The following is a 26,008-nucleotide window of genomic DNA, read 5'->3' on the forward strand; positions in this document are numbered from 1 at the left end:
TATATCTTCAGATCGTATTAATAAACCTGCTCTTTGAAAAAGAATCCGTACGTCAGCTCGCGCCGTTCGTCTTGCAGCGCGCGGATGGCATCCAGCCACTCCTCTTGAAACTCGTAGCCGTCCGGATTCGCCGTATACGCATCTATCGCTTGCCGGTAACCTCGAACAACCGCTTCATTGTACTCCGGCGACTTTAGCAGCGCCTCCAGCTTGAAGCTGTCGATGCCGCCTTCCATCAGCTCGTGCAGGCTATCCAACATACAGATGTCGTCCGAGCTCATAATATGCGTGCCGTTCGCATCCTCGTAGATCGGATATCGTTCGTTCGGTCGCTCCTGCTCGATCAGGAACAATCCTTCCTCTTTATCGAGCTCTAGCTTTTCAAGCTCTTGCGGACGCCCCTGATGCTCCTTGTAATTGGTCAGCAGGCTCCGCTTCGAATGATATATATTCGTAATGCCGTGCACCTGCACTTCGACTTCCATCGAACCGTCAAGCTGGCGCGCAATTTCCAGCGTCTCCTCCAGGTTCAGCTCGCGGGCCAGCACCATGCGGGCCGCCCCTTTGCTTGACCAATAGCTCGCCGTCGCGTAGTTGGTGGAGGTCATCTCCGCATTCCAATGCAAACGCATGCCGGGTGCGAAGCCGCGAACCGCCATCAGCACGGCCGGATCGCCGAAGACGATGCCGTCGACGCCCGCTTGCTGTAGCTGGCCTACATACTTTTCCAGCTCAGGCAGCAAGTCGTTGTCCATAATATTGTTGACGGCTGAGTATACTTTCGCTCCGTGTTCATGCGCCCATGAAACGAGCGAGGCCAGCTCTTCCGCCGTTACTTCCCCCGGCAGCCGCAAGCCGAACCGGTGCTCGCCTACGAGGACGGCGTCCGCCCCAGCCTCGATATACCGCTTCGCTTCTGCGGATGATCCCGCCGAAATCAACAGTTCCGGTTTTTTCATGTGCCCTGCTCACCTTCTCCTCACATTGTAAAGCTATGGCTTGGCGCTCTTGGCGCTCTCCGCGATATTCTTCTTATGCTGTTCGAACGTTTCCGCAAACAAATGCGCCTTGCTTCCGTCCTTTTTGGTTACATAAAACAAATATTTGGTATCTGCCGGATAAATCGCCGCTTTGATCGAGGCGAGGCTCGGACTTGCAATCGGTCCGGGCGGCAGCCCTTTATTCAAATACGTATTATAAGGACTTTGGATCTGCAAATCCTTCTCAAACAGCCGTTCCTTCGGCTTGTCGAATAAATATTGCACGGTCGCATCGATTTGCAGCGGCATGCCTTGCTTTAAGCGGTTATGAATAACGCCGCTGACGAGCGCACGCTCGTCTTCGACAACTACCTCGCGCTCGATGAGCGAGGCCAGCGTCAGCATCTGATGCACGCTCAAGCCGCGCTGGGCCAATGTCTGCTTCCAATCCTGCGGCAGCTGCCCAAGCTTCTTGTCGAGCTCCTGCGTCATCGTCTCGATCATCTCTTGCGGACTCGTCCCCTTCTTCCATTCGTACGTTTCCGGGAACAAATATCCTTCGAGACGGGACCGCAAGGACGCGTCGGCCGGAATTTGCGCGGCTGCAGAGCCTTCCGGCCCCTTGTAGCTTTGGACAAGACTCGTGAACTGCTGCAAGTCAACGCCTTCCTGCTGCTGCAGCTTTTCCGCGATCTGACGCACGGTAAAGCCCTCAGGCACCGTCAGGCGGATGCCGACTTCCTTAACCGTATCTCCCCGGTTCAAGCGGTCGATAATCTCATCCGGCGACAGCCCGGGTGTCATGGCATACTCGCCTGCTTGGAAGCGGCCGCCTTCCTGCTTGTATTTCAAGTACCACGTAAAGACGCGGGCGCTGCGAATAATGCCCTTGCTCTCAAGCTCGGCTGCGAGCTGCCCCGTTCCGGCGCCCGGCGGCAGCGAGATGCGCTGCTCCGTCTCCGCAACCGGCATTGGCTGAAGCGAGCGGGTGACATACCATCCAAACCCTGTTCCAGCTCCGGCCAACATTGCTACAATTCCTATTGTTCCCCAAATCCATACCCGTTTCACGGCGCCGCTCCTTTTACATCTCCGCAAACAAACGAAAAAGAGCGGATCATCTCCGCTCAGGCTTCCTTAAGAAAAAAGTTGTAAATTACAACTGTTCGTCAGCCGGAAAAGTCAACTCGTCGAAAAGCTCGGAGACGTTTTCCCATTCATCGTCGTCTTCGATCGTTTCAAGCTCAAGCTCCCCATCATCTTTCCGTGTCACACGGTAAATTTCCGGTTCGTCTTCCTTGCCCGGCTTTGCTTTTTCCAGCATCGCGTACCCTTGATCGCCCAGGATCAATTCGGAGACGATACGATAGACGACGGATTCCTGCTCTTCGTCATACAAAATAATATCATCTCCGAACGTTTCCCGCAACTGACGGGTCGGCGTCGCTTCCATATTCGGATTCAACGTTCCAGCCTCCTTATACAAACGGCCCGCCTCCCGGACGGGAGGCCGGGCGCCGTCTTACTTGGACGATTCTTCTTCCTCGTCGTCGTATTCGTCCATCAGCGTGTTGAACGTTTCTTCCACGATATTCCACTCTTCTTCGTCTTCAATCGTGTACAACTGCAGGTCGTCGCCGTCCTCTTCATAGCGGAACGCGTACACTTCGTCGGATTCCTCGTCGGCATCGACAGGAACAACCATCATATACTTTTTATCCGAGCCGTCCACTTCGAATTTCATGATGACTTCGAATTCTTCTTCGTTGCCTTCTTCGTCGGGAATGTAAATAATTTCGGGCTCTTCCTGCAGTTGCTCCTGGTTGGTATTTTGATCTTTATCTGTCACCGTTCTTCACCTCTTCGAGTTGGATTGGGCATCCATATATCCTTGCAAAATGAGCGCAGCCGCCATCTTGTCGATGACCTGCTTTCGTTTCTTGCGGCTGACGTCCGCCTCCAGCAGCGTGCGCTGGGCGGAGGCGGTTGTCAGCCTTTCATCCCACAAATGCACCGGCAATTGTAGGGTTTCATGCAGTTGCTCTGAAAATGCGATACAAATTTCTCCACGGGGACCGATCGTGTTGTTCATGTTTTTCGGCAGGCCTACGACGATTTCCGTGACGCCGTATTGCGCGATAATCTCCCGAAGGCGGGCCATATCGCGCTCCTCGGTCGTTCTACGGATCACTTCAAGCCCTTGCGCCGTCCAACCAAGCTCGTCACTGACGGCGACGCCGATCGTCTTGTCCCCGTAATCCAGTCCCATCAAGCGCATGAGGTTCTCCAGTCTGGTGGCTAAGTCCGTTGAATAATAGGCGGCTGCGTGAGCAGATCATTCTTCCGATCACTGTTGTCTCCGGATTCTTTGATCAGATAACCTTTTAAAAGGTTAGAATCCGGAGACAAAGGCGACCGCTGACGCTTCTCCAGAACGATTCTGCCCCCTCCGCAGCATTCACCGGACTTTTAGGATTTATAGTGCTGCAAGTAGGAACGAACCAGTTCCTCGATCAATTCGTCCCGCTCCCGCTTGCGGATGATGCTGCGCGCATTGTTGTGACGCGGAATGTAAGCCGGGTCACCCGAGAGCAAATAGCCTACGATCTGGTTGATCGGATTGTACCCCTTCTCCTGCAGCGCATCGTACACCGCTAGAATGACTTCTTTGGGCGAGGTCTCGATCTCTTCCGCTTTTACGTTGAACTTCATCGTTTTATCCATCGAACTCATTTAGAGGCCCCCCCCCTGCATTTGATCAATACTGACTTATTCGCCACGATCCTAAAAATTCCTGTTTACGGCAAAATTATTATTTTGCCGCGACGAGCTGCTCCACGCTTTGCAGCGCTTCCTGCAGCTTGGAAGCGTCCTTGCCGCCGGCTTGCGCCATGTCCGGACGGCCGCCGCCGCTGCCGCCGCAGCGGGAAGCGACTTCTTTGATCAGCTTGCCGGCATGGTAGCCCTTCGACACCAGATCCGGCGTCACGGCCGCAACCAGATTGACCTTGTCCTCCGCAGCGGCTCCGAGCACGATCACGGCCGAGCCAAGCTTCGTTTTCATCTGATCGACGATATTGCGGAGCGACTCCATATCGCCTGCGCTCACCTGAGCGGCAAGCACCGTTACTCCGTCCACCGTTTTCGCCTGATCGGTGAGCGAGCCCGCTTCAATGCCGCTGAGTTTCGCTTTGAGCGATTCATTCTCGCGCGATACTTCCTTCAGCTGTGCGAACAAGCCGTCGATCCGTTTCGGCACGTCGCCGATGTTCGATTTCAACAGGCTTGCCGCATCGCGCAGCAGTTGCAACTGCCCGTCCAAATATTGATAAGCGTTCCGTCCCGTCGTCGCTTCGATCCGCCGTACGCCGGAGCCGATCCCCGACTCGCTGGCGATTTTGAACAAGCCAATCTGGCTCGTGTTCCGCACATGGCAGCCGCCGCACAGCTCCAGGCTGTAGCCGCCGACTTGCACGACGCGGACGATGTCGCCGTATTTTTCGCCGAAGAGCGCCATCGCTCCCATAGCCTTGGCTTCGGCAATCGGTTTGAGCGAAATATCGACTTCGATGCTCTTCCAAATTTGCTCGTTAACCCGCTGCTCGATATCCTGCAGCTCTTCGGCGGAAATGCTGCCGAAGTGCGAGAAGTCGAAGCGCAGGCGCTCGGGCGCAACAAGCGATCCGGCTTGATTCACGTGCTCGCCGAGCACTTCCTTGAGCGCTTTGTGCAGCAGGTGGGTCGCCGTATGATTTTTAATGATATCTTCACGCACATCCTGCGTTACCGTCGCTTGAACGGTATCGCCCTTGCGCAGCACGCCCGCTTCCACGACAACGGTATGCACATGCTGTCCGTGCGGCGCCTTGCCTACGTCCTCAACCTTGAGCACCGTATCGCCTGCGGTAATATATCCGTAGTCGCTGACCTGACCGCCGCTTTCGGCATAGAACGGGGTTTGGTCCAAAATCACCTGACACGTCTCGCCCGTTCCGACCAAATCGACGAACTGGTTCTCATGCACGACCGCGATCACTTTAGCAGCAGTTACCAAATCAGTATATCCAACAAACTCGCTTTTAACCGTGAAATCGGCCAGCGGACCGCCTTGCACCTTCATGCTGTCGGTCTCTTTGCGGGCCTCGCGGCCGCGTTCGCGCTGCTCCTGCATCGCTTGATCGAAGCCTGCGCGGTCGACCGTCATCCCCTTCTCGGCAGCGAAATCCTCGGTCAGATCGAACGGGAAGCCATACGTATCGTACAACTTGAAGGCGTCCGGTCCGCTGATGACCGTGCTGCCTTCGCTGCTGGCTTTGTCGACCATTTCGGCCAAAATCGCAAGGCCGTCGGACAGCGTCTCGTGGAAGCGCTCCTCCTCGATACGGATGATCTTCTCGATGAATTCACGTTTTTCGACCACTTCCGGGTAGTAGACGCCCATCACCTCGCCGACAATCGGAGTCAGCGTATACAGGAACGGCTTGTCCATGCCGAGCACCTTGCCGTATCGCACCGCGCGGCGGAGCAAACGGCGGATGACGTAGCCGCGGCCTTCGTTGGACGGAAGCACGCCGTCGCCGACGGAGAAGGCAACGGTACGGATGTGATCGGCGATTACTTTCAGCGCCACGTCGTACTCTTCGTTTTGCTTGTAAGTCACGCCGGCAAGCTGGGCCGTCTTTTGAATGATCGGCTGGAACAGATCGGTATCGAAGTTCGAATCGACATCCTGCAGAATGGAAGCGAAGCGCTCCAAGCCGGCGCCGGTATCGATGTTTTTGTTCGGAAGCGGCGTATAGCTGCCGTCCTTGTTATGGTTGAACTGCGAGAAGACCAGGTTCCATACTTCAAGGAAGCGCTCGTTTTCTCCGCCCGGCCAGCACTCGGGATCGCTGAGATCGCCGTACTTGTCGCCGCGGTCGTAGAAAATTTCCGTACACGGGCCGCAAGGACCTTCGCCGATGTCCCAGAAATTGTCCTGCAGCTTGTAGATGCGCTCCTCCGGCAAGCCGATTTTTTTATTCCACAGTTCGAACGCTTCGGTATCTTCAGGATATACCGTGACGGACAACCGGTTCGGATCGAAGCCGATCCACTCGGGGCTCGTCAGAAACTCCCAAGCCCACGTGATCGCTTCTTCCTTGAAATAATCGCCGATGGAGAAGTTGCCGAGCATTTCAAAGAACGTATGGTGACGGCGCGTTTTGCCGACGTTCTCGATATCGTTCGTGCGGATGCACTTCTGCGAGTTCGCGATCCGCGGATTTTCCGGGACGACGCGGCCGTCGAAATACGGCTTCAGCGGCGCCATGCCTGCGTTGATCCACAGCAGCGACGGATCGTTGTGAGGCACGAGCGGAGCGCTGGGCTCGATCGTGTGTCCCTTGCTTTCAAAAAATTTCAACCATTTTTCGCGAATTTCACTTGCTTTCATTGGGTTCATTTTCCTCCCGACACTTCATTTTAATACAAAAAAACGCCCCTGAAACAGGGACGATTTGCTCGCGGTACCACCCTGGTTATTGTGTGGCAGCATGGTTGCGCCTTCACAATCTCCTCTGTCCGGACGATAACGGGTCCGCCCGGCGGACTTTTTGAATCCGCGCTCCGAAATGAGCGTTCGGTCATCCTTCATTAGAAAGGTTTTCCCAGCTGGAGCTGCGAGACTGCAAGCAAGCTTGCCGCGCGATGCCTCCAAAACCTTCTCTCTGGCTAATGGACTATGACGTACTTAAATTTCATCAACGCTTTCATGTGCTTAAAAATAAGCACTATTTATCAAAATTATAGCTTTCGGGCAGCAGACTTGTCAACAGAACGCCTACTGCTCCCAAGCTATGCGCTGGACAAGCCGGTGCCTGAACAGGCTGATGACGAAATCCTCGTAGAAATCGTGCCGGACAATCCATTGATACTCGGCGTCTTCGTGAGCGTAGAATAAGACGTCCGTGATCACGTCGTTATCGTCGAAATAATCGCGAATCCGCTTTACTGCTTTCTCGACACCGGCATCGGGGCGATGGAGCTTCATCCGGAACTCGACATCTTGTCCGTTCGATTGCTCTTCAATGGTCAGAAGCTCACGGTCGTATTCATAGTGTAGCATGGGTGAAGCCTCCTTCGGTTAACCGACTGCTGTTACATCAAATATCTCACATACACGTATACATTTGCAACAGCTATTGAAAGCAGCATGAGCGGAAAGGCGATCACGAAAAATTTCATAAACGAAATCGGATGCCCTTCCCTTGCCGCCATACCGGCTACGATCAGATTCGCGCTCGCGCCGATCAGCGAGCCGTTCCCTCCGAGACAAGCCCCGAGCGCAAGACTCCACCAAAGCGGCTCCAGGTTGCTGACCCCCATCGTGCCCATTTCCTGAATCATCGGAATCATCGTCGCCACGAACGGGATGTTATCCAAAAACGCCGAAGCGATTCCGCTGAGCCAGAGGATCAGAACCGCCGATTTCGTCACATCGCCGCCCGTTACTCCGACCGCGTAGTTCGCCAACGCGGCGATCACGCCGGTTTCGATCAAGCCCGAGACAAGCACGAACAATCCGACAAAGAAGAAGATCGTCGTCCACTCGACCCGCTGAAACGCCTCTTCCAGAAAGTGCTCGCCGGTCAACAGCAGAAGAAGGAATGCACCGGCGAGCGCCACGGTCGCCGACTCCAAATGGACGATCTGGTGGACGAAGAAGCCGATCAGGGTCAATCCAAGCACCGCAAGACATTTTTTCAACAGCACCGGATCGCGGATTTCCGCTTTTTCATTCATTTTCATCAGTCCTAGCCGCAGCTCTTCCGTCGTGCGAATCTGTTTGCGGTAAAATAACACGAAGAAAGGCACGGTGATCGCGAGGACGATCGCCGCAATCGGCGCCAAATTGTTGATGAAGGCCATAAAAGTCAATTCTTTCACTGCGCTGCCGATCATGATGTTGGGCGGATCGCCGATCAGTGTCGCCGTGCCGCCGATATTGCAAGCGAGAATTTGTGACATCAGAAAAGGGACCGGATTCACTCGCAGCTGCCGCGTAATGCTGAATGTTACCGGCACCATCAGCAGCACGGTCGTCACGTTATCCAGAAACGCCGAGCCGATCGCCGTGACCAGCGAAAGCACGATCATGATGCGGACCGGGTGACCTCCCGCCTTTTTGGCCGACCAGACTGCAATATATTTGAACAATCCCGTTTCCGCGGTAATACCGACGATAATCATCATGCCCACCAGCAGGCCAAGCGTGTTGAAATCGATATGATGAAGCGCCGTTTCCTGATTGACGATGCCCAGAACAACCATCAAAATGCCGCCGATCATGGCAACGATCGTCCGGTGAATTTTTTCCGAAACGATAAAACCGTAGGCTACCGCAAACAATCCGATAGCGATAAGAGCTTGTTGATCCATAACGAAATCCTCTCTCCGATGCAATTTTATTGGTGCCGCCAACTCGCGCCGCTCTTCCGCATAACCCTAAAAAAAGCAAAAAGAAGCCCTTGGTGACAGGCTCCTCCGAAAATCAACGCGATTATGTACTTGTCTTATGCAACCGGCAGGCATACGGTCAACGGCCGGATACCGAAGAAACGCCCCCCTGCCGCTGCCAACCTATATATACGCACAAGATGGTCGCTTGGTTTCGCCCGATACAAAATTTTTTTCTAAAAAATTATCACGTCGTCTTCCGGTGAATGTAATACATAAACACATGCTGCAGAATTACTTTCATCACCGCAAAAAACGGAACCGCCAGGATGAGCCCCGTTATTCCGGCAATCTCCCCGCCCACAAGCAGCGCGAAAATGATCACGAGCGGATGCATATTGAGCGAACGGCCGACAACTTGAGGCGAGATTACGTTTCCTTCCAGGATTTGGCACGTGGTGTTGATGAGTCCGACAAACAGCACCATCTTCCAGGAAATCGTGGACGCCACGATTAGCGCCGGTGCCGCCCCGAGAAACGGGCCGAGGTAAGGGATAATGTTGAATACCGCAACGACGCTGGCCAGCAGCAGCGCGTAAGGCATGCCGATCAGCCAATACCCGATGTAGGCGAGCAGCCCGACGATCATGCAAACGGTAAACTGGCCGCGGATATAGTTGCCGAGCGCCATATCGATATCCATGAGCATGGACACGATTTCTTTGCGGTGCGTTTTCGGCACGATGGCCAGCGTCGATTTTTCGATCAGTTGAAAATCTTTCAGGATATAGAAGGAGACAAACGGAATGATGAAGAGAAGAAAGACCGTATTGATGGTGCTGCCGATACCGTTAATGTATTCCGCAATCGCGAGCGAGATTCCGTTCTCCAGCTTGGAAAGCGACTGCTGTATACCCATCCGTACGCTGTCCGGGAGAAAGTTGAGTCCGTTTAAGCCGTTTACAACGCTCTGTGCCTTAAAGGCGACATCGGGCATCTTATCGTTCAATTCCGCGAGCTGCCGCACGAACATCGGAATAAGGTTCATCAACACGACGGTCGCCGAAGTAATGAAAACCGCATAAATGAGCAGCACGGCCATCGTTCGCGGCACTTTGCGGGCGCCAAGCAGCGTCACCACCGGATTCAGCACGTAAGAAATGATCAGCGCGATCGCGAACGGCGTCAAAATTTTTTTCAAAAAATCATACAAGCCCGCAATCATCGGACGGAGCTGCAGCAGCATGTACAAAATGATCAAACCGAGCAGCGTATAGATCATGCCGACGAGCAGCCGTTGTTTCGGGAACCGGTCCATAGCGCCCCCCTTTACCTCTTCTGACTTCTGACGAAGCGTTGGCCTTTTTACAGTATATGTACAAGTCCGGGCTCTTAACCCAGCACATAAAAAAACCGCTTATCCCGAGACGCCTGTTCAAAGCGTCCGGGAAAGCGGCTTGACTATACGATGATGCTCGAGCCGGAACTCCCCTATCGAATCTCTGGAGCATCCTGTCAGTTGGCATGAAGCTCGGGCATTTCCTCTTCAAAAAACAAATCGTCGAGCGAGCTAAGCGTGCCGTCTTCCTCCACTTGGAATACGGACATTTTTTCCCCGTTCACCGTCAGTTCGATAAAACAGCCCCAGCAGTAAAACTGATGGGAGCCGATCTTTCCAATATCCTTGGAATTGCAATTTGGACAACGTAACATCGGTATCACCCTATTCTTCTTTTGGTCCGAAGATTTCTTGAAGCGCTTCGCTGGCGTGAACGGGAACAATTAAGGCGTCGTCGCCGACCTTGACCGCATCCGGCATCGGCAGCCATCTGCGCCCTTCCGTTAGATCCGAGATGAAACCTTCGGTCAATTCGTAACCTATTACCTTTATGCCCCCATCTGCATCCAAATAAACATCCTCGACCACCCCGAGCTGCTGCCCGTTGACGGTAATGACCGGGAGTCCCTTCAGCTTGCGTTCGCCAAACAGCAGCGCCCTGCAAGCGGAGCTTGGATTCAGCGGGCGGACAGCTTGTTCTGCAGCAATCGTAACAGCGTCGTCGCCCATCGCTATCACGTCTTTTCGCTCAATACACGTGGCTTCGGAAAACCAATGCCCCGCTTCGAGCAGCACGGACTCGACCTCCCAGCCTTCGTTCAGCAACAGGTCTTTGGCGCTGCCTACTTGTTTCCCTGTCTCTACGCAAATGACCGGCAATCCGATAACATCGCGCGCTTTTCTCAACGAGCTTCTCTCCCAGCCGGCAAATCGAAATTTGCCCTATCCTTTAGTACGTAATCGGCTGATAATGGTTTCAACGGCCGTAGCGGCAGCAGCCATTTGCCCGGAGTCATTGCCCGGTCCGAAACTGAATCGGATGGCCGATTGCGTCACCTCATCCGGCAGCCTCATCGCCTTAAGCACATGAGAGATTTCCAAGGAGCCGGACGTACAAGCCGAGCCGCTTGAAGCCATCACTCCCGCAAGATCCAGATTCATCAGCATCGTCTCGGTGGAAATGCCGGGGAAGCTGACATTCAAAATGTGCGGAAGCTTCTCTGTAGGATGACCGTTGACGACAAACTGCCCGGGGGCCAGACGCCGTTCCAATTCGGTGACCATTTCTTGACGTAGTTTTTCCATCTTTTGTTGCACTTCATACCTATTCCGGTCAAAAATTTCTACGGCTTTTGCAAAGCCTGCGATGCCTGCCGTATTTTCCGTCGCCGGACGGCGTTTCCGTTCTTGAGCGCCGCCGTAGAGCAGCGGTGTGACGCGAGTGTTTTTGGCTATATATAACGCGCCGACCCCTTTGGGACCGTTCAGTTTATGCGCGGAAAAACTCATCAAATCTACCGGCAGCTCACGAAGATTGATAGGCACGTGAGCCAACGCTTGAACGGCGTCGACATGAAAACAAATGCCGCGCTCCCTGGCAAGTCGTCCGATCGCTTCGACCAGCTGGAGCGTACCGACTTCGTTGTTGCCATACATGACGCTGATCAGGATCGTATCCGGCCGAATGGCCGCTTCCACATCGTTCGGCGAAACTTGGCCGAATCGGTCCACAGGTACATAAGTCACTTCGTATCCAAGCTGTTCCAATCGCTCGCAAGCATGAAGAACGGCATGATGTTCGATCTGTGTCGTTATGATATGCCGGCCGCGTTCCCGGTACGCCTCAGCCGCACCGAACAACGCCATATTGTCGCTTTCCGTTCCGCTCCCTGTGAATACGAGCTCGGACGGCGCGCAGCCGACAAAAGCGGAGATCCGGTCTCGGGCGGCGCTAAGCGCCATTCTGGCTTCCCGACCGGCTTGATGCGTGCTTGAGGGGTTCCCGTACGCCCCGGTCCAATATGGAAGCATCGCTTCCACGACTTCGGGAAGTACGGGCGTTGTGGCGGCGTGATCTAAATAAATGAGCTCCAAAGCTTTCACCACATCTGTTAGGAGGATTTCAAAGCGGTCTAAATGTAAAACATGTAACTGTCATTCTGATTTCCTTCGTCTTTGTAAGAAATCAAATCGTGCAGCGTCGTCGAATCAAGCACCTGCGCAATTCCGTCGCGGATCCGAATCCAGAGCTGGCGCTTGGCCGGATCGTCTTCCTCGGTGAAGTCCACCGGGCTGATCGGACCTTCCAGCACCCGAATCACATCGCCGGAGGAAATGTCTTCGGGCGATTTGGACAAAATATATCCGCCGTATGCGCCACGGATGCTTTTAACGAGACCTGCGTTACGCAGCGGAGCAACCAATTGCTCCAAATAATGCTCGGAAAGCTGATGCTTTTCTGCGATGCTTTTCAGTGAGGTGGGGCCTTCTCCGAACTTCGTCGCGAGCTCCATCATGATCGTGAGTCCGTAGCGGCCTTTGGTGGAAATCTTCAACTTGTAGCACCTCGTTTACATTTCATACATTTTTGTATCGTTTCTATGGTAACATAAAACCTTGTAATTTGGGAGAAAAACCGTGGCATATTCATGAAAAATTTTATTCTTTCCTGATTTGAATGTATAATACTTTTAATGTACGAACGATGTACAGGTATAGAAGCGAGGTAATGATCATGACAACAAAACCGCGAGTCGTTCTCGGGATGTCGGGCGGCGTCGATTCTTCCGTTTCCGCGCTTGTTCTGAAGGAGCAAGGGTACGAGGTCATCGGCGTGTTCATGAAGAACTGGGACGATACCGACGAATTCGGGCATTGCACGGCAGAAGAGGACGCCGAGGACGTGCGCCGCGTCTGCGACCAAATCGGCATTCCCTATTATACGGTAAATTTTGAGAAACCATACATGGATAAGGTGTTCGCCTACTTCCTCGACGAGTACCGCAAAGGACGGACGCCGAATCCCGACGTCATGTGCAACCGGGAGATCAAATTCGGGGAGTTTTTGAACAAAGCGCTCGAACTCGGCGCCGACTATATCGCCACCGGCCATTACGCCCGCGTCGAGGAGCGGGACGGCAAATACCGGCTGCTGCGCGGGGTCGACAACAACAAGGACCAGACGTATTTCCTGCACGCGCTGAACCAATACCAGCTGTCGAAAGCGATGTTCCCGATCGGCCATCTTCCGAAGCCGGAAGTCCGGGCCATCGCAGAAAAAGCGGGACTTGCGACCGCAAAGAAAAAAGACAGCACCGGCGTCTGCTTCATTGGCGAGCGGAACTTCAAGGAGTTCTTAAGCGGCTATCTGCCCGCGAAGCCGGGAGAGATGCGAACGCTGGAAGGCGAAGTAAAAGGACGGCACGACGGCCTCATGTACTATACGCTCGGTCAGCGCCAAGGCCTCGGCATTGGCGGCTCCGGCAGCGGAGAGCCTTGGTTCGTTGCCGGCAAAGACTTGGAAAACAATATTTTGTATGTCGTTCAGGGCGAGAAGCATCCGGCGCTCTACTCGACCGGACTGCTGGCGACGGATTTGAACTGGATCGCTGGCGAACCGCCGAAAGAGCCGCTGCACTGTACGGCGAAGTTCCGGTACCGTCAACCCGACCAAGGCGTCACGGTTCATTTCGGCGAAGACGGCCGCTGCGAAATCGTGTACGACCAGCCGCAAAAGGCGGTGACGCCAGGGCAATCCGTCGTCTTTTATGACGGAGAAGTCTGTCTCGGCGGCGCGGTAATCGACAAAATTTTGCAATGAGGCTGCATATATGTGTAATAAAAGGGAGCTTTCCGGTGTAAGCCGGAAGGTTCCCTCTTTTTATGCCGGCTTTATTTTTTCAACGCTTGATCCAGCTTGAATTGTCCGATTGTATTCAACTCAACCAGCATGTGGTCCAATTCAAGCTCTCCTTCAATCACTCGAGTCATAGATTGTTGAACCTGCTCATAAAACTCGGTTGAAAATTCATAGGGGACGGAAGGCGTATAAGCGTCTTGGGGGGACAGTTTATAAAATGCTTCCATGTTACTATCCTTCTTTTGCATGCTATCTATATAAGTTGGAAGACTGCCATGGATACCTGCCCGACCGTTCATTTTTGAAAGCTTCTCGCTATTTATATACTCCAGCAGCTGCCATGCTCCGTCTATGTTTTTGGAACCGGCATAAATACCGAACAATTCATTGGGAGCAATGGACGTGCTTTGGTTGGGTGCAGCAGGATTTACAGGCTCCGTAACGACTCCCCATTCAAAACTAGCGCCTGAAAGATATCCCAATTCATACGAGTACTCTACCGTCATGGCTGCTCGCCCTTGTGTGAACGGATTTTTGCATCCGTCAAACTTAATCCTTCGGTTTCCGCTACATCTTTAACAAGCCAGAATGCATGGCGGGTGTTATGGTGGTAACCGTACATTTTGCCAGCATTGCGCTCCGATTTCACAAAACGCTCGGCCAGTTGCAACACTTCCACCCAGCTCATATGATCCGTTGGATAAGGTATCCCGAATTGATCGAACAACGTCTTGTTGTAAAATAAGGCTTTGGATTGAAAGGTCGGTGACAGTCCGTATAATCGTCCCCCGCCTTTATTCCTTAAATAAGCGGTCATATTTTTATTCATCCGCTCGAGGTTCACATCTTTTGATTTTTTCAGCAAAGGCTCCAGATCAATTTGCATTCCGTCCTCGACGAAGCTCGGAAGATTAAAATTGAAGATGAGATCGGGCTGTTCTTTTTTTACAAGCTCCCGATACCCTTCCTCGGAAAATCCTTTCTTGTAATAATCATTCAGTGAGACGACTTCGATCTCGACATGAGGGTTTTGAGAAGTAAACAGCTTACCGTAGATGTCATTAAAGCTTCTCTTATCGTGATAAAATACCTTTAGCTTCATTCCTGTATCTTCTGGCTTTATGCCGGAACAACCGGTTGCCAGACAAATAAAACAAAGAAGCAGTTTCAATCGCATGTTATTTCGATTCATTTTGCACGGCTCCCTAATTTACCAATGAGCAGCTTCAATCCATTCACTTTTCCAATTTTGGATATACATACCTATTGTAACATGTTATTAGGGGGATGAGATTTAAAATAATAAAAAACCCGCTGAATGGGCTCAGCAGGCTTTCATACTGCACGATGAAGTTTTTTGTCCAGAATCGGTGCCGGGATGGCGCTGCGGGTTGCCGGCGACGACGAAGCCAAGACGGCTCCCGTTAAATTTGCCGGTGCTCATGGATTTTTGCTCCATTGAACGGGCTCAAGCTTTCCTTGTATTCGACCAGATCGATTTCACAGCCCGGGCCGATCGTAATCCGGCTGCCGCGGACGACTTTGGCCGTCGTATTTTCCAAATAAATCTCGTCCCCTTCGATCGTTTCAGCGTCGAGCTTCGCGTCGAGCATCGGCAGTAACGACTTGAGAAGCGACTTGAAGCCTTTTTTGCGTACCGTGATCACTTCGCCGCCGATTTCCTGCGCGGAGCTGGCACCGTAAAGCGATATATCGATAACGCCCGCATTCAATAATCCGTCGATCCGGAACGCTCCCTTAGCATTGAACGTTTCCGCCTCACAGTCTCCGGCGACGGTCAAATCCCCTTCCAGATCAATCCGGTCGCCGTTCATGTTCCCTTGAACCCGTGCGCTGCCCCGACATTTAAAATCCAGATACGACACGTTTCCTTCCAGCTTGACGTCCCCGTAAACTTTAATTTCTTCGCTCTCGACGCTACCATTCATCGACGACATACCGTTCACTTGAATGAACTTGGCCTTCACTTGGCCGGAGATTTCGCTGACTCCGTTCGTCTTGAACTGCAAGCAATCGATATCGCCATAAACTTTGCCTTCGCCGTTAATTTTCACGTCCCGGTAGCTTCCGCCCGAGGAAGAGCCGCTACCCGAAATAACGAGATCACGGCGGTTGTTGCTGTCCATAGTTATCCCTCCGTACTTGCTGCATTTTATATTTTCGTAAAACGCATTACGATAATTTGATTTTCAATTCCTCTGCGCACTGGCCTATTGAAATCCGCGCCACTATTCTTACCCGCGGTTCGAAATATACTTCGCCCGGACTTGTCGCAATCACGAAGCCTGACATGCCCATCTTGCGAAAAAAGATCAGCTCGGCAGTTTTACCTTGAAGCTTCGGATAATGCTCCGCCATAGTCTGAATCAGGCCTTTCCCTTCCTCCAACGTCATCTCTCCGGTTTGCAGCAGCTTGTCGAGCGCATACATACATATCATGTTTTCAAAATCATAGACCGCGCTTGTTCCCTGCTGTTCGATGTAAAAATCGAGCGTCTCTTTCGTAACAATGTTGCGTTTTTCCAGCTCCGAACGCCCAAGGGCAACTTCGCTCAAATTCGGAGAAAACACATCCGCTAGCTCATCCAGCGATAAATCGTCTTTCATATTCACGATTTTATCGATCCGCGCCAAAATACTCTCCTTTGGAAAAAAGGTCTCCTGTCCCGTAAATGTCGATTTTCGAATAAACCATTCTTCCGGAATGAGATTTTTTCGTTTCCAGCGGTATAATTGGCCGTAAGAAATGCCTGTCAGTTCAAGCAAATCTTTTTTGGAGATTAATTCCCGTTCCGTCACCTTCAACGCCTCCTTACAAAAACAATTGTAACATAACATTGTTACGTTGTAAATTATAGAATAAAAAAAAGCTTCAAAGATCGAAGCCTTTTTTGAGGAAACTATGTAGGGGTTGTTTCATTACGCCATTGCACTCCGATTGCTTCCGCCCTAAGAACGCCCGTCCTTCGTTCGCGTACGCTCCCTTTCATCCTCTGTCTTCGCAGGATGATCCGCCGGTCTGCTCCTGCCGAACAACTAAAATGCGCGTAATCCGCAAATGATCGATCTCCTCGATCATAAACCGGTAGCGGTTTTCCCAGACGACAGACTGCTGCTTCTTAGGCGGCATCTCCACTTGAGAGTACATCCATCCACCGATCGTATTGTAATCGTCGGACGCGATCCCTAGCCCGAAATAGCTGTTGACTTCCTCAATCAGCAGCCGCCCGTCAATCGAGTGCAAATGATCGCCCCGCTTCTCGATCTAGCGGCCGTTCTTCATCGAATTCATCCTGTATCTCACCGACGATTTCTTCCATGATATCCTCAAAGGTGACCAGCCCGGAAGTCCCGCCGTATTCGTCAATGAGCAGCGCCATCTGCGTCTTCTTCTTTTGCATAAATTTCAGCAGCTCGCTTATACGCATCGATTCCGGAACTTTCATGATCCGACGGAGGATCGACCGGATCGTTTCCGGCTGCTCTCCCGCAAGCAACAGATCTTTCATATGTACGAACCCGATAATGCTGTCCTTGTCCGGATCGCATACCGGATAACGCGTATGCATCTCGCTGATCGCTATCGCTTTATTGTCTTCGTAGGAGCGTCCTGCGTACAAGCAGATCATCTCCGTACGCGGAATCATAATTTCACGGGCATACGTTTCGGCAAAGTCGAAAATATTGTCGACCAGCGCCAGTTCGGTATTGTCGATGAACCCGCTGCGGTTGCTTTCTTTCATCAGCCTCCGAATTTCGTCTTCCGTGTGGGCGGGTCGATACTCCATAGATGAAGCGATGCCCGTCATGCGCAGCAGCCAGGTCGAGATGCCGTTCAAACACCGGATCAACGAACGTAGCGCTTTGTAGAAGCCGACAAGCGGCACGGACGACAACCGTGTTATCTGCTCCGATTTACGAATGGCATAGGCTTTGGGAACCTGCTCGCCAAGCGTCATGTGCAGCACAACTATCAACGTAAACGCAATCAAAAAGGCAAGCGTCCCGATGACCGGCTCCGGCAGATGCAAATGTCTGAGCACCGGTTCAAGCAGCGCTGCGACAACCGACCCGCCGATCCAGCCAAGTCCAAGTGAGGTGAGCGTGATGCCTAGCTGGCAGGCCGATAAATGAGCATCTACATTTTGCAGCTGAACCGGACTGACCGAACATGTCTGGATTCCGGGCGCACGCGGGATTCCACACGGCTGTACGTCTCTTTCACCATCGCGAATTCGGCAGCGACAAAAAAAGACGTTCAACGCCACCAGAAGCAGCACAAGGATGACGCCCCAAATAAGCGATAACGGATCGTTAATCAACGCTCCGCCTACCCGCCCGCGTAAGGCGAACAGGCGCACCTCCCCCGGATGTATGCAGGTTATCCGCGGCATGTTTACAGTTTAGGACATACGCGGATCCATTATTACACTATACGCCATGCTCCGAGACTAGAACGAAAAAACAAGGGGGCTTAACCGCAGGCAAGCTATGGGAAGGAAGTCTAAAAATGAAAAACTTGAAGGGGTAAACCAATCACGAACGTCAAAGGGTTCAAAACGATACGAGGATGTGGAACCATTGAATACGCAAAAACTAGGATTTATCGGGGCCTTTTACTATTTGCTATATCTTCTGCCCGCAGGCATCATCGGATTCACGCTGACGATTGTTGGTATCGTCTTGTCCATCGGACTTATGCCATTGTTCGTCGGCTTCCCGCTTATGATTATGACAGCGCGGTTGGCCAAGCACATGATGGTTTTGGATGCAAGGCTGGCCAACCGGCTGCTTAAATTTCCTTCGACTGTCACAGCTTCCTCCCATTCAGAGGACTTCAATTCCGGGCGGCATGGCAGAAGAGGTCTCTTCGCCCAGTTAGGAGCGGAGCTTTCCGACCCGGCAACTTATGTAGGACTGCTGTTCCAAATCGTCAAGCTGCCCTTGGGCATCATTTCGTTTACGCTTGCCGTTACGATCGTAGCCGTTAATTTGGCACTCTTGGCGTCGCCGCTCGTCTATACGATTTTGCTGCAATCGATCGGCATTGATATATTCGAGAGAGAACTATTCGCCCTTTTACTTCCGTCGGATTTCAGTTCGCTCCAAATCTCGCTTATTTATGCAGGCATCGGTCTGCTGCTTCTGCCGGTGACCAATAAACTAATTCGTCTAAGCGCCTTATTCTTCGGACGCATCGCTGTCGAAATTTCCGATCCGGCCGGGGGAAGAGCCGGTGAAGCTCCGCTGCAGCGGGCCTAAGCAAACTTATTTCCCCGGAAATGTTTTACCCTCGACCTCTACCGGGATACCCTGCGGCTTTACTCTGCCGCAGGCTTGTTATATTTCGCGTAAATCTTCGCTTCCACTCCGCTATTTTGCGGCTGATAAAATCGCTTGCCCTTCACTTCCGGAGGAAGATATTCGTTCCGGGCGTTCGGATGATCGATAGGATTCGAATAAGTTCTCGTACCGTCGCGGACATCTGCGGGAACCTCGTAAGCTTTCGTCTGCTTGACGTAATCGAGCGCTCCGTTGATTGCTTTATAGACCGCATTGCTTTTCGGGCTCTCGCAAATGAACACGACAGCTTCGGCGATCGCCATTCGCGCTTCCGGCATACCGACAAATTCGACAGCATCTTTGGCCGCCAATGCGATTTGCAGCGCGGTCGGGTTGGCCATGCCCACATCTTCCGTCGCATGAACGGCGATTCTGCGGCAGATGTATAGCGGGTCCACACCCGAATACAGCATGCGCGCCAGCCAATAGATGGCCGCGTCGGTCTGTCCGCCGCGGAGCGATTTGCAAAAGGCGGATGTCATGTCGTAAAAATCGGTATGGGTTATCGCATTGATCCGGGACTCGAACGATTCCTGAATCGTCTGCAGCTCGATCGTTTGAGATTCATGAAGCGAATAGGCCGCCGTTTCCAAGGCGATCAAAGCATTTCTTACATCGCCATTGCAGACGTCGCATAAATAATCCATCGCTTCCTGTGTAATCCGATATTCCCCGCCTAGCCCTCTTTCGGGGTCCGCCAATGCCTGACGCAAAATTTGCTCCAGATCGTCTTTTTGCAGCGCTTCAAGCCGATACACGCGGCAGCGGCTGACAAGAGGCGGTATGATATCATGTGCGATGCTTTCCGTCGTCGCGCCAATCAGGATAATGGTTCCGTCTTCGACGATCGGCAGCAGCGACTCCTGCACGTTGCTTTTGAGTGCATGAATTTCATCCAAGAACAGAATCGTCCGCTGATTGTACATCTTCAGGTTGTCTTTCGCTTTTCGGGCGACTTCCCGCAGATCCGAAACCGAAAGCGAGACGCCGTTCAATTTCTCAAAATGCGAGCTCGTCATTCCGCTAATGATCGTGGCGAGCGTCGTTTTGCCGCTGGAAGGCGGACCTTGCAAAATCATGGAGCCGATCTTGTCCGTTTCGATGAGCCGGCGCAGCACCTTGCCTTCGCCGAGCAAATGCTTCTGTCCGAAAAATTGTTCCAGATTTTGCGGGCGCATTCTTTCCGCCAGCGGCTTGTATTCGTTCGTCCGGTTAAAATCGAATAAGTCCATGGTTTTCTCTGACCGCCAATCCTGAATATTCGCAAAAAAAGCACAGGCCCCCGACGCCGCATATGTGCCTGCGAACGTATGACCTATGCTTTTATTATAAAAGCACTGTGGACGATTTACAAAGGTTTGGGACTCAGCCCGAGCCAAGCTGGCCGATTCCGATGGCAAGCCAACGCTCCATAATGTGCTGGACATCCGATGCTTGATCGGGGCTGCACTCCACAATCATAATGACGTCCGCGCCATGTTCTCTCCGCTTCCGTTTTTTTCGCCGTTTGAAGTTAATCAGCCAGTCCAATATAAAGCCAACAGCAGCGCCTGCCGCAAGGCCTAGCAGCCCGCCGACAATCGGACCGATGGCCCAGCGGAAGCCCAGCGATGCTCCCAAGACGGAACAGATCGTGCCGACTACAGCAGGGCCGTCCAGCAGGCTAATCCCGTCCGAATGGCGGATCGTATCGAATACCCGCATCTCCTGTGGGGCGTTTTCCTTAAGCGGAACCGCGGCAATCGCTTCGGCAAGGATGCCTTGCCGCTCCAATTCGCAGATTACCAGCTCAAGCTCCGACGAATGACGAAAAGTCGCTACGATATACATCTTCTACCGCTCCGTCGCCCGGCAGAAGCTGAGGCGCAGTGTCCCATAGCTTCGCTCCAGCCATTGCTTCTGGGCCTTATCGAACAATTTATTGTATTCGACCGAATACACATAAGCCTCGTAAGCCGCAAAGCAGTAAAAAGAAGGCATAAACAAGGCCCATTGCGCGTTAATCGAGTGCCACGCCTGTGCGTTACTCCCTGCCATCGTGACGAGTACGATTTCCGCAACACTCGAGAAATACATCAAGCCGATCCAGCCGGCCAGCAGCAAAAAACCGATAGGAATGCGGCGAAGATACAGCTGTCCAAGCCCCGGCATGAGCATGGACCAAGCCATAGCGAGCCAGGGCGAGCTTTTGTCCAAATGATTCAAGCACATTCCGTCCATTTTAAAAGGGACAATGGGCGCACGCTCCCACTCGGCCAATACGCACTCCTTGTTCAGCTCAATCGTTTTACGGTAGCTGTCCCAGACGGCGTAAATATAGACGGGAATATACAGCAGCACCCAACGCGGATTCAGCACCTGCTTCGACAGATCGACCCGTCCCGTAAAAGAGCAAACCATGGACATATTGATTCTTGACTGCATATTGATCCCAATTTCCCACAACATCAAGATAAACCCTTTGATTTGGTTACCGAGAAGCAAATGGCCGAAACCCGGGAATGCGGCCGACCACCAAGCGCTCACCCAAGGCTTGCGCAAATGCAGCACATTGATATTCAAGGTTCCGAAATAAGCCAAATAGCGCCTGTAGTTTCCCGTTTCTGGGCTTCGTTCCATGGTCCGCACTCCGATGAAATAACGTTTGAACTCACTTTTTCTATCTTGCCCCATAAATGACAAAAAAAGCATCCTTTTCGCATTTTCGCTGCAAAGGATGCTTTCTTTATGCCGAATCGCTGACTACGCTACTTCAGTCCGGCCTTAGCCAGCAAGTCGCGGACAGTGACGCTGACCATGATCAGTCCGGCGACCGGTGGAACGAACGCGTTGCTGGCCGGCGGCTGCTGCGCTTTACGAATCTCAGGGGCATTCTCCGGCACGATCCGCTGCGTAACGTCAACTCGCGGCTTGATCGGCTCTTCCGTCGAAAAAACGACTTTGACGCCCTTCTTGATGCCTTCTTTCCGCAGCTTGTGACGAATCACCCGTGCCATCGGATCGACGCTCGTCTTGGAAATATCCGCCACTTGAAACCGGGTCGGATCCATCTTATTCGCGGCGCCCATACTGGAAATGAGCGGAATCTTGCGCAGCAGGCATTGCTTGATCAGATGAATTTTGTAGCTGATCGTATCGGAAGCGTCCAATACATAATCCAACGGATATTGGAACAGCTGCTCATACGTTTCTTCGGTATAAAACATGCGCAGGGCGACGGCATCGCATTCCGGGTTGATTTGCAGGATACGATCTCGCATCAGCTCCGCCTTCGGCTGGCCGACCGTCGTCACCAAAGCATGAATTTGCCGGTTCACATTCGTAATATCGACGACATCCTTGTCGATCATGATGATCCGGCCGACGCCGGTGCGGGCCAACGCTTCGGCGGCGATCGAACCGACGCCGCCGATGCCGAGAACCGCCACCGTACTATTTTTCATTACCTCAAGCCCTTCCGGGCCGATTGCCAGCTCCGTACGGGAAAATTGATGCAGCATGGCTTACTGTCCACACTCCTCTTATTCGGGTCTTAAGCTTTAGCGGAAGGCTGCTTGAGCGCCAACCGAATGGACAGGTCCTCAAGCTGCTTGGCATCCACGGGACCCGGAGCTCCCGTCAACAGGTCCGATGCGCTGGCCGTTTTCGGGAAGGCAATCGTTTCGCGCAGGTTGGTGCGGCCGGTAATCAGCATCACGAGCCGGTCGAAACCGAAAGCAATGCCTCCGTGAGGCGGCGTACCGTATTCGAAAGCCTCCAGCAGGTAGCCGAATTTCTCCTGCACCTCTTCCTTGGGAAGGTTCAGCGTAGCGAACATTTTCTCTTGCACTTCACGCTGATAAATCCGCATGGAGCCGCCGCCGACTTCGTAGCCATTCAGCACAAGGTCGTAGGCCTGCGCACGGATTTGGCCCGGATCGGTGTCGAAGTAATGCATGTCTTCTTCCTTCGGACGGGTAAACGGATGATGCTCCGCCACATAGCGCTTCGCTTCTTCGTCATAGCTGAGCAGCGGGAAGTCCACTACCCACGCAAACTTGAATTTGCTGTCGTCGATCAGGCCCAGCTGACGGCCGATTTTCAATCGAAGGTTACCGAGCACGTCGGCAACGACCTTCTTCGTATCGGCGGAGAACAACAGCAGGTCGCCTTCTTCGGCTTCCAGACGCTGCTTGAGCTGCTCCAGCTCCTGCTCATTGAAGAATTTCACGATCGGCCCTTTCAGCTCACCGTCTTTATACGTCATCCACGCAAGCCCTTTGGCCCCGTAGCGTGCGGCGAATACGCCGAGATCGTCGATTTCCTTGCGGCTCCAAGCGGCGCAACCTTTGGCATTGAGCGCCTTCACCTGGCCGCCCTTTTTAATGATGTTCGCAAATACTTGGACGCCCGATTCGGCGACAATGTCCGAAACGTCCTGCAGCTCCAGGCCGAAACGAAGATCCGGCTTGTCGGAGCCGTATTTGCCCATCGCGTCCGCATAGGTGATGCGTTGGAACGGCGTTTCGATGTCGGCGCCGGCCGTTTCTTTAAACAAGCGTACGACGAGCTTCTCCATCATGTCGAGCAATTGATCCTGCGACAGGAACGACGTCTCGATGTCCACCTGCGTAAATTCCGGTTGGCGGTCGGCGCGCAAATCTTCGTCGCGGAAGCAGCGGGCGATTTGGTAGTAGCGCTCCATGCCGCTTACCATCAGCAGCTGCTTAAAAATTTGCGGCGACTGCGGCAGCGCGAAAAATTCGCCCGGATGGACACGGCTTGGCACCAAGTAATCGCGCGCGCCTTCCGGCGTGCTGTTGATCAAGATCGGCGTTTCCACCTCGATAAAGCCGTTCTCGTCCAAATAATCTCGGAATATTTTGGCCGCTTTGGCGCGCAGCATCAACGTACGCTGCATTTCCGGACGGCGCAGGTCGAGATAGCGGTGCTTGAGACGCAGCGATTCGTCGATTTCAATGCCGTCTTCGATGAAGAACGGCGGATTTTTCGCGGCATTCAAGATTTCGATCTCCTTGATGCGAACTTCGATCTCTCCGGTCGGAAGATTCGGGTTGACAGTCTCCGCATCCCGCTCAACGACTTCGCCGCGTACCGCGAGCACGTACTCGTTGCGCGCCCGGTCGGCTACCGCAAGCGCTTCGCCGGAAAAAGCCGGATTAAATACGATTTGCACGATTCCGCTCCTGTCGCGCAGATCGATGAACAATACCCCGCCCAGGTCGCGGCGGCGCTGCACCCAACCGTTCAGCGTTACCGTCTCTCCCACATTAGCTTTGCTCAAAGTGCCGCAATGATGCGTTTTTAACATCGTCGTCATGGTGTTTGTTACCTCCATTTTATCGTTAAACTTGCCCAGCCCGCTCGCGCAATGTCTGCACGAAATCGGAGAGAGCCAGCGTTTCTTGTTCGCCGGTAGCCATTGTTTTCAAGGTAATTTCGCCCTTCGCGAGCTCGTCGTCACCAAGAATGGCGACATAAGCTGCGTTGTACCGGTCGGCCGATTTCATTTTCGCTTTGATTTTGCGGCCCAGGTAGTCTTTTTCCCCGGATAGTCCCGCCAAACGAAGATTTTGCAGCAGCTTCACACACTCGCGCTCTGCGGCTTCGCCAAGGCCGATCAAGTACACGTCCAACGGTTTAGCCGCCGGAATATCGACTCCTTGCGCCTGCAGAACAAGCAGAATACGCTCCATTCCGAGCCCGAAGCCGACGCCCGGCTGGTCGGTTCCGCCGATTTGTCCGACAAGGCCGTTATAACGTCCGCCGCCCCCGATCGTATCGATTGCGCCAATACCGGCCGCTTTGTACTCGAACGCGGTGTGCGTATAGTAATCCAGTCCCCGCACCAGCCGCGGATTGATGCGGAACGGAATTTCCATCGCAGTCAAATATTGTTGCACCGCTTGGAAATGCGTTTGGCATTCCTCATCCAAGTATTCGAGAATGGTCGGTGCGCCTTCGCCGTATTTCTGATCGACCTTACAGTCGAGAATCCTCATCGGATTGCGGTCGTAACGCGATTGACAGTCCTTGCACAACTTATCCTTCACCGGAGCGAAGAACTGCTGAATTTTCTCGCGGTACACGGCCCGTACGGCCGGGTTGCCCACAGAGTTGATTTCCACCGTGACGTCTTTTAACCCGAGCTCTTTATAGAACGTATAGCCGAGCGCAATAATCTCCGCATCGAGACTTGGGTCTACCGAACCGAACGCTTCGATGCCGAACTGGTGAAACTGGCGGTAGCGGCCGGCCTGCGGCTGCTCGTAGCGGAACATCGGGCCGATGTAATACAGCTTGCTGACATCCGGCTCGCCGTACAGCTTGTTCTCCACATAGGAGCGAACAACCCCGGCCGTCCCTTCGGGACGAAGCGAGATGCTGCGGTCCCCTTTGTCCAGGAAGGTGTACATTTCCTTCTCGACGATGTCCGTTGTCTCTCCTACGCCGCGCTGGAACAGCTCCGTGTGCTCGAACATCGGCGTACGGATCTCGCGAAAATTGAAACGCTGACACAGTTCCCGGGCCTTCGCCTCAATATACTGCCATTTCTCGATTTCGCCGGGCAGCAGGTCTTGCGTGCCCTTCGGTTTTTGAATGCTCATGTAAGCCCAGACTCCTTTCTGTCGCGTTTCAGCACAAAAAACAAAAAACTCCCGCCCCTGAACAAATTCAGGGACGAGAGATTGTACTTACCCAAAAGTCTCCCGCGGTACCACCCACGATTCGAACGAGCTTGCCGCTGCCGAATCCGGCTTAAGCAAAATAACTCGCTCACACTCTTCAAGCGGGTAACGTCCGCCAGCCGCAAACGACTACTATCCGGCACTGGCTATGAACGCCTTCGGCCGGGGTTCCCCGTTCGTCCTCCGGGAGGTCTGTTCGTCCGATTCGCATAAGGAAGCTTGCAGCCTGGGCTTCCCTCTCTGAATACGCAAGGTTCGAATTACTTTGTCCCATCAACGGATCTACAAGATATGACATGGAATTAGAATTTATTCTACCCGCGAAGGTATCCAAAGTCAA

Annotated in this window: 28 protein-coding genes; 2 read left to right on the forward strand and 26 right to left on the reverse strand. The window is 53.0% G+C overall.

Features of this window, described 5'->3' with window-relative positions:
* Positions 1-17 precede the first annotated feature (17 nt).
* The 14 genes from NI000_RS05430 to cymR form a co-directional block, all read right to left on the reverse strand.
* A complete protein-coding gene (locus NI000_RS05430) occupies positions 18-959 on the reverse strand; it encodes a peptidase U32 family protein (protein WP_253408491.1) in 942 nt (313 codons plus the stop codon).
* A gap of 33 nt (positions 960-992) precedes the next feature.
* On the reverse strand, positions 993-2,051 hold the full coding sequence (gene mltG, locus NI000_RS05435; RefSeq protein WP_253408493.1) for an endolytic transglycosylase MltG: 1,059 nt from the start codon (positions 2,049-2,051) through the stop codon (positions 993-995).
* Between the two features lie 85 nt (positions 2,052-2,136).
* On the reverse strand, positions 2,137-2,433 hold the full coding sequence (locus tag NI000_RS05440; RefSeq protein WP_036689997.1) for a DUF1292 domain-containing protein: 297 nt from the start codon (positions 2,431-2,433) through the stop codon (positions 2,137-2,139).
* A gap of 69 nt (positions 2,434-2,502) precedes the next feature.
* Positions 2,503-2,829: a DUF1292 domain-containing protein gene (locus NI000_RS05445; RefSeq protein ID WP_010497099.1), complete on the reverse strand. Its 327-nt coding sequence runs from the start codon at positions 2,827-2,829 to the stop codon at positions 2,503-2,505.
* Positions 2,830-2,835: 6 nt separating this feature from the next.
* Positions 2,836-3,258 (reverse strand): Holliday junction resolvase RuvX, encoded by a 423-nt coding sequence (gene ruvX / locus NI000_RS05450; RefSeq protein WP_216796255.1) that lies wholly within the window; start codon positions 3,256-3,258, stop codon positions 2,836-2,838.
* Between the two features lie 191 nt (positions 3,259-3,449).
* Positions 3,450-3,713, reverse strand: a complete 264-nt coding sequence (locus NI000_RS05455; protein WP_025850272.1) for an IreB family regulatory phosphoprotein — start codon at positions 3,711-3,713, stop codon at positions 3,450-3,452.
* Positions 3,714-3,792: 79 nt separating this feature from the next.
* Positions 3,793-6,414 (reverse strand): alanine--tRNA ligase, encoded by a 2,622-nt coding sequence (gene alaS, locus NI000_RS05460; protein ID WP_253408495.1) that lies wholly within the window; start codon positions 6,412-6,414, stop codon positions 3,793-3,795.
* Between the two features lie 387 nt (positions 6,415-6,801).
* Positions 6,802-7,086 (reverse strand): hypothetical protein, encoded by a 285-nt coding sequence (locus NI000_RS05465; RefSeq protein ID WP_253408496.1) that lies wholly within the window; start codon positions 7,084-7,086, stop codon positions 6,802-6,804.
* A gap of 32 nt (positions 7,087-7,118) precedes the next feature.
* Positions 7,119-8,399, reverse strand: a complete 1,281-nt coding sequence (locus NI000_RS05470; protein WP_253408498.1) for an ArsB/NhaD family transporter — start codon at positions 8,397-8,399, stop codon at positions 7,119-7,121.
* Between the two features lie 265 nt (positions 8,400-8,664).
* Positions 8,665-9,735 (reverse strand): AI-2E family transporter, encoded by a 1,071-nt coding sequence (locus tag NI000_RS05475; protein ID WP_253408520.1) that lies wholly within the window; start codon positions 9,733-9,735, stop codon positions 8,665-8,667.
* A gap of 197 nt (positions 9,736-9,932) precedes the next feature.
* Positions 9,933-10,130, reverse strand: a complete 198-nt coding sequence (locus NI000_RS05480; RefSeq protein ID WP_010497085.1) for a hypothetical protein — start codon at positions 10,128-10,130, stop codon at positions 9,933-9,935.
* Between the two features lie 10 nt (positions 10,131-10,140).
* Positions 10,141-10,662: a PRC-barrel domain-containing protein gene (locus NI000_RS05485; RefSeq protein ID WP_253408522.1), complete on the reverse strand. Its 522-nt coding sequence runs from the start codon at positions 10,660-10,662 to the stop codon at positions 10,141-10,143.
* Between the two features lie 36 nt (positions 10,663-10,698).
* The gene (locus tag NI000_RS05490; protein ID WP_253408947.1) at positions 10,699-11,850 is read right to left on the reverse strand and encodes a cysteine desulfurase family protein; all 1,152 of its coding nucleotides are present in this window, start codon (positions 11,848-11,850) and stop codon (positions 10,699-10,701) included.
* 38 nt (positions 11,851-11,888) lie between these two features.
* Positions 11,889-12,311, reverse strand: a complete 423-nt coding sequence (gene cymR, locus NI000_RS05495) for a cysteine metabolism transcriptional regulator CymR (RefSeq protein WP_010497078.1) — start codon at positions 12,309-12,311, stop codon at positions 11,889-11,891.
* A 173-nt stretch (positions 12,312-12,484) separates the two neighbouring features.
* Between cymR and mnmA the strand changes: the two genes are divergently transcribed.
* Positions 12,485-13,576 (forward strand): tRNA 2-thiouridine(34) synthase MnmA, encoded by a 1,092-nt coding sequence (mnmA, locus tag NI000_RS05500; RefSeq protein WP_375540943.1) that lies wholly within the window; start codon positions 12,485-12,487, stop codon positions 13,574-13,576.
* Between the two features lie 71 nt (positions 13,577-13,647).
* On the opposite strand, the gene NI000_RS05505 is transcribed toward mnmA, so the two are convergent.
* The 6 genes from NI000_RS05505 to NI000_RS05525 form a co-directional block, all read right to left on the reverse strand.
* On the reverse strand, positions 13,648-14,121 hold the full coding sequence (locus NI000_RS05505) for a hypothetical protein (protein ID WP_253408525.1): 474 nt from the start codon (positions 14,119-14,121) through the stop codon (positions 13,648-13,650).
* Entirely contained in the window at positions 14,118-14,807 is a 690-nt protein-coding gene (locus tag NI000_RS05510) for an ABC transporter substrate-binding protein (protein WP_253408527.1), read from the reverse strand. Before NI000_RS05510 ends, NI000_RS05505 begins: the two co-directional genes overlap by 4 nt.
* Positions 14,808-15,039: 232 nt before the next feature.
* The gene (locus NI000_RS05515) at positions 15,040-15,762 is read right to left on the reverse strand and encodes a polymer-forming cytoskeletal protein (RefSeq protein ID WP_253408529.1); all 723 of its coding nucleotides are present in this window, start codon (positions 15,760-15,762) and stop codon (positions 15,040-15,042) included.
* Between the two features lie 46 nt (positions 15,763-15,808).
* The gene (locus NI000_RS05520) at positions 15,809-16,435 is read right to left on the reverse strand and encodes a YhbD family protein (protein WP_253408531.1); all 627 of its coding nucleotides are present in this window, start codon (positions 16,433-16,435) and stop codon (positions 15,809-15,811) included.
* 187 nt (positions 16,436-16,622) lie between these two features.
* A complete protein-coding gene (locus NI000_RS36915) occupies positions 16,623-16,880 on the reverse strand; it encodes a transporter associated domain-containing protein (protein ID WP_309247872.1) in 258 nt (85 codons plus the stop codon).
* On the reverse strand, positions 16,867-18,030 hold the full coding sequence (locus NI000_RS05525) for a hemolysin family protein (RefSeq protein ID WP_309247873.1): 1,164 nt from the start codon (positions 18,028-18,030) through the stop codon (positions 16,867-16,869). Before NI000_RS05525 ends, NI000_RS36915 begins: the two co-directional genes overlap by 14 nt.
* Before the next feature lie 187 nt (positions 18,031-18,217).
* Here NI000_RS05525 and NI000_RS05530 point away from each other — a divergent pair, with 187 nt between their 5' ends.
* Entirely contained in the window at positions 18,218-18,898 is a 681-nt protein-coding gene (locus NI000_RS05530; RefSeq protein WP_253408533.1) for a sensor domain-containing protein, read from the forward strand.
* 59 nt (positions 18,899-18,957) lie between these two features.
* On the opposite strand, the gene NI000_RS05535 is transcribed toward NI000_RS05530, so the two are convergent.
* The 6 genes from NI000_RS05535 to hisS form a co-directional block, all read right to left on the reverse strand.
* Positions 18,958-20,211 (reverse strand): replication-associated recombination protein A, encoded by a 1,254-nt coding sequence (locus NI000_RS05535; protein WP_253408535.1) that lies wholly within the window; start codon positions 20,209-20,211, stop codon positions 18,958-18,960.
* A 133-nt stretch (positions 20,212-20,344) separates the two neighbouring features.
* Complete coding sequence (locus NI000_RS05540; RefSeq protein WP_253408537.1) at positions 20,345-20,809, reverse strand: hypothetical protein; 465 nt, start codon at positions 20,807-20,809, stop codon at positions 20,345-20,347.
* Positions 20,810-20,812: 3 nt separating this feature from the next.
* Positions 20,813-21,598: a hypothetical protein gene (locus NI000_RS05545; protein WP_253408539.1), complete on the reverse strand. Its 786-nt coding sequence runs from the start codon at positions 21,596-21,598 to the stop codon at positions 20,813-20,815.
* A 128-nt stretch (positions 21,599-21,726) separates the two neighbouring features.
* Positions 21,727-22,479 carry a tRNA threonylcarbamoyladenosine dehydratase gene (locus NI000_RS05550; RefSeq protein WP_253408541.1) on the reverse strand — a complete coding sequence of 251 codons (753 nt, stop codon included), beginning with the start codon at positions 22,477-22,479 and terminating at the stop codon, positions 21,727-21,729.
* Positions 22,480-22,511: 32 nt separating this feature from the next.
* Positions 22,512-24,299 (reverse strand): aspartate--tRNA ligase, encoded by a 1,788-nt coding sequence (gene aspS, locus NI000_RS05555; RefSeq protein WP_253408543.1) that lies wholly within the window; start codon positions 24,297-24,299, stop codon positions 22,512-22,514.
* A gap of 25 nt (positions 24,300-24,324) precedes the next feature.
* The gene (gene hisS / locus NI000_RS05560) at positions 24,325-25,587 is read right to left on the reverse strand and encodes a histidine--tRNA ligase (RefSeq protein WP_253408545.1); all 1,263 of its coding nucleotides are present in this window, start codon (positions 25,585-25,587) and stop codon (positions 24,325-24,327) included.
* Positions 25,588-26,008: the final 421 nt, after the last annotated feature.

This window comes from Paenibacillus tyrphae, assembly GCF_024158745.1.
Classification (GTDB): Bacteria; Bacillota; Bacilli; order Paenibacillales; family NBRC-103111; genus Paenibacillus_G; species Paenibacillus_G tyrfis_A.

What these genes read in the sequence shown, in the direction of transcription:
- NI000_RS05430 (WP_253408491.1), bottom strand. Translation starts at nt 959, where the DNA reads ATGAAAAAACCGGAACTGTTGATTTCGGCGGGATCATCCGCAGAAGCG.
- NI000_RS05440 (WP_036689997.1), bottom strand. Translation starts at nt 2,433, where the DNA reads ATGGAAGCGACGCCGACCCGTCAGTTGCGGGAAACGTTCGGAGATGAT.
- ruvX (WP_216796255.1), bottom strand. Translation starts at nt 3,258, where the DNA reads ATGCGCTTGATGGGACTGGATTACGGGGACAAGACGATCGGCGTCGCC.
- NI000_RS05455 (WP_025850272.1), bottom strand. Translation starts at nt 3,713, where the DNA reads ATGAGTTCGATGGATAAAACGATGAAGTTCAACGTAAAAGCGGAAGAG.
- alaS (WP_253408495.1), bottom strand. Translation starts at nt 6,414, where the DNA reads ATGAAAGCAAGTGAAATTCGCGAAAAATGGTTGAAATTTTTTGAAAGC.
- NI000_RS05465 (WP_253408496.1), bottom strand. Translation starts at nt 7,086, where the DNA reads ATGCTACACTATGAATACGACCGTGAGCTTCTGACCATTGAAGAGCAA.
- NI000_RS05470 (WP_253408498.1), bottom strand. Translation starts at nt 8,399, where the DNA reads ATGGATCAACAAGCTCTTATCGCTATCGGATTGTTTGCGGTAGCCTAC.
- NI000_RS05475 (WP_253408520.1), bottom strand. Translation starts at nt 9,735, where the DNA reads ATGGACCGGTTCCCGAAACAACGGCTGCTCGTCGGCATGATCTATACG.
- NI000_RS05480 (WP_010497085.1), bottom strand. Translation starts at nt 10,130, where the DNA reads ATGTTACGTTGTCCAAATTGCAATTCCAAGGATATTGGAAAGATCGGC.
- mnmA (WP_375540943.1), top strand. Translation starts at nt 12,485, where the DNA reads ATGATCATGACAACAAAACCGCGAGTCGTTCTCGGGATGTCGGGCGGC.
- NI000_RS05505 (WP_253408525.1), bottom strand. Translation starts at nt 14,121, where the DNA reads ATGACGGTAGAGTACTCGTATGAATTGGGATATCTTTCAGGCGCTAGT.
- NI000_RS05510 (WP_253408527.1), bottom strand. Translation starts at nt 14,807, where the DNA reads ATGAATCGAAATAACATGCGATTGAAACTGCTTCTTTGTTTTATTTGT.
- NI000_RS05515 (WP_253408529.1), bottom strand. Translation starts at nt 15,762, where the DNA reads ATGGACAGCAACAACCGCCGTGATCTCGTTATTTCGGGTAGCGGCTCT.
- NI000_RS05525 (WP_309247873.1), bottom strand. Translation starts at nt 18,030, where the DNA reads ATGCCGCGGATAACCTGCATACATCCGGGGGAGGTGCGCCTGTTCGCC.
- NI000_RS05535 (WP_253408535.1), bottom strand. Translation starts at nt 20,211, where the DNA reads ATGGACTTATTCGATTTTAACCGGACGAACGAATACAAGCCGCTGGCG.
- NI000_RS05540 (WP_253408537.1), bottom strand. Translation starts at nt 20,809, where the DNA reads ATGTATATCGTAGCGACTTTTCGTCATTCGTCGGAGCTTGAGCTGGTA.
- NI000_RS05545 (WP_253408539.1), bottom strand. Translation starts at nt 21,598, where the DNA reads ATGGAACGAAGCCCAGAAACGGGAAACTACAGGCGCTATTTGGCTTAT.
- NI000_RS05550 (WP_253408541.1), bottom strand. Translation starts at nt 22,479, where the DNA reads ATGCTGCATCAATTTTCCCGTACGGAGCTGGCAATCGGCCCGGAAGGG.
- aspS (WP_253408543.1), bottom strand. Translation starts at nt 24,299, where the DNA reads ATGACGACGATGTTAAAAACGCATCATTGCGGCACTTTGAGCAAAGCT.
- hisS (WP_253408545.1), bottom strand. Translation starts at nt 25,587, where the DNA reads ATGAGCATTCAAAAACCGAAGGGCACGCAAGACCTGCTGCCCGGCGAA.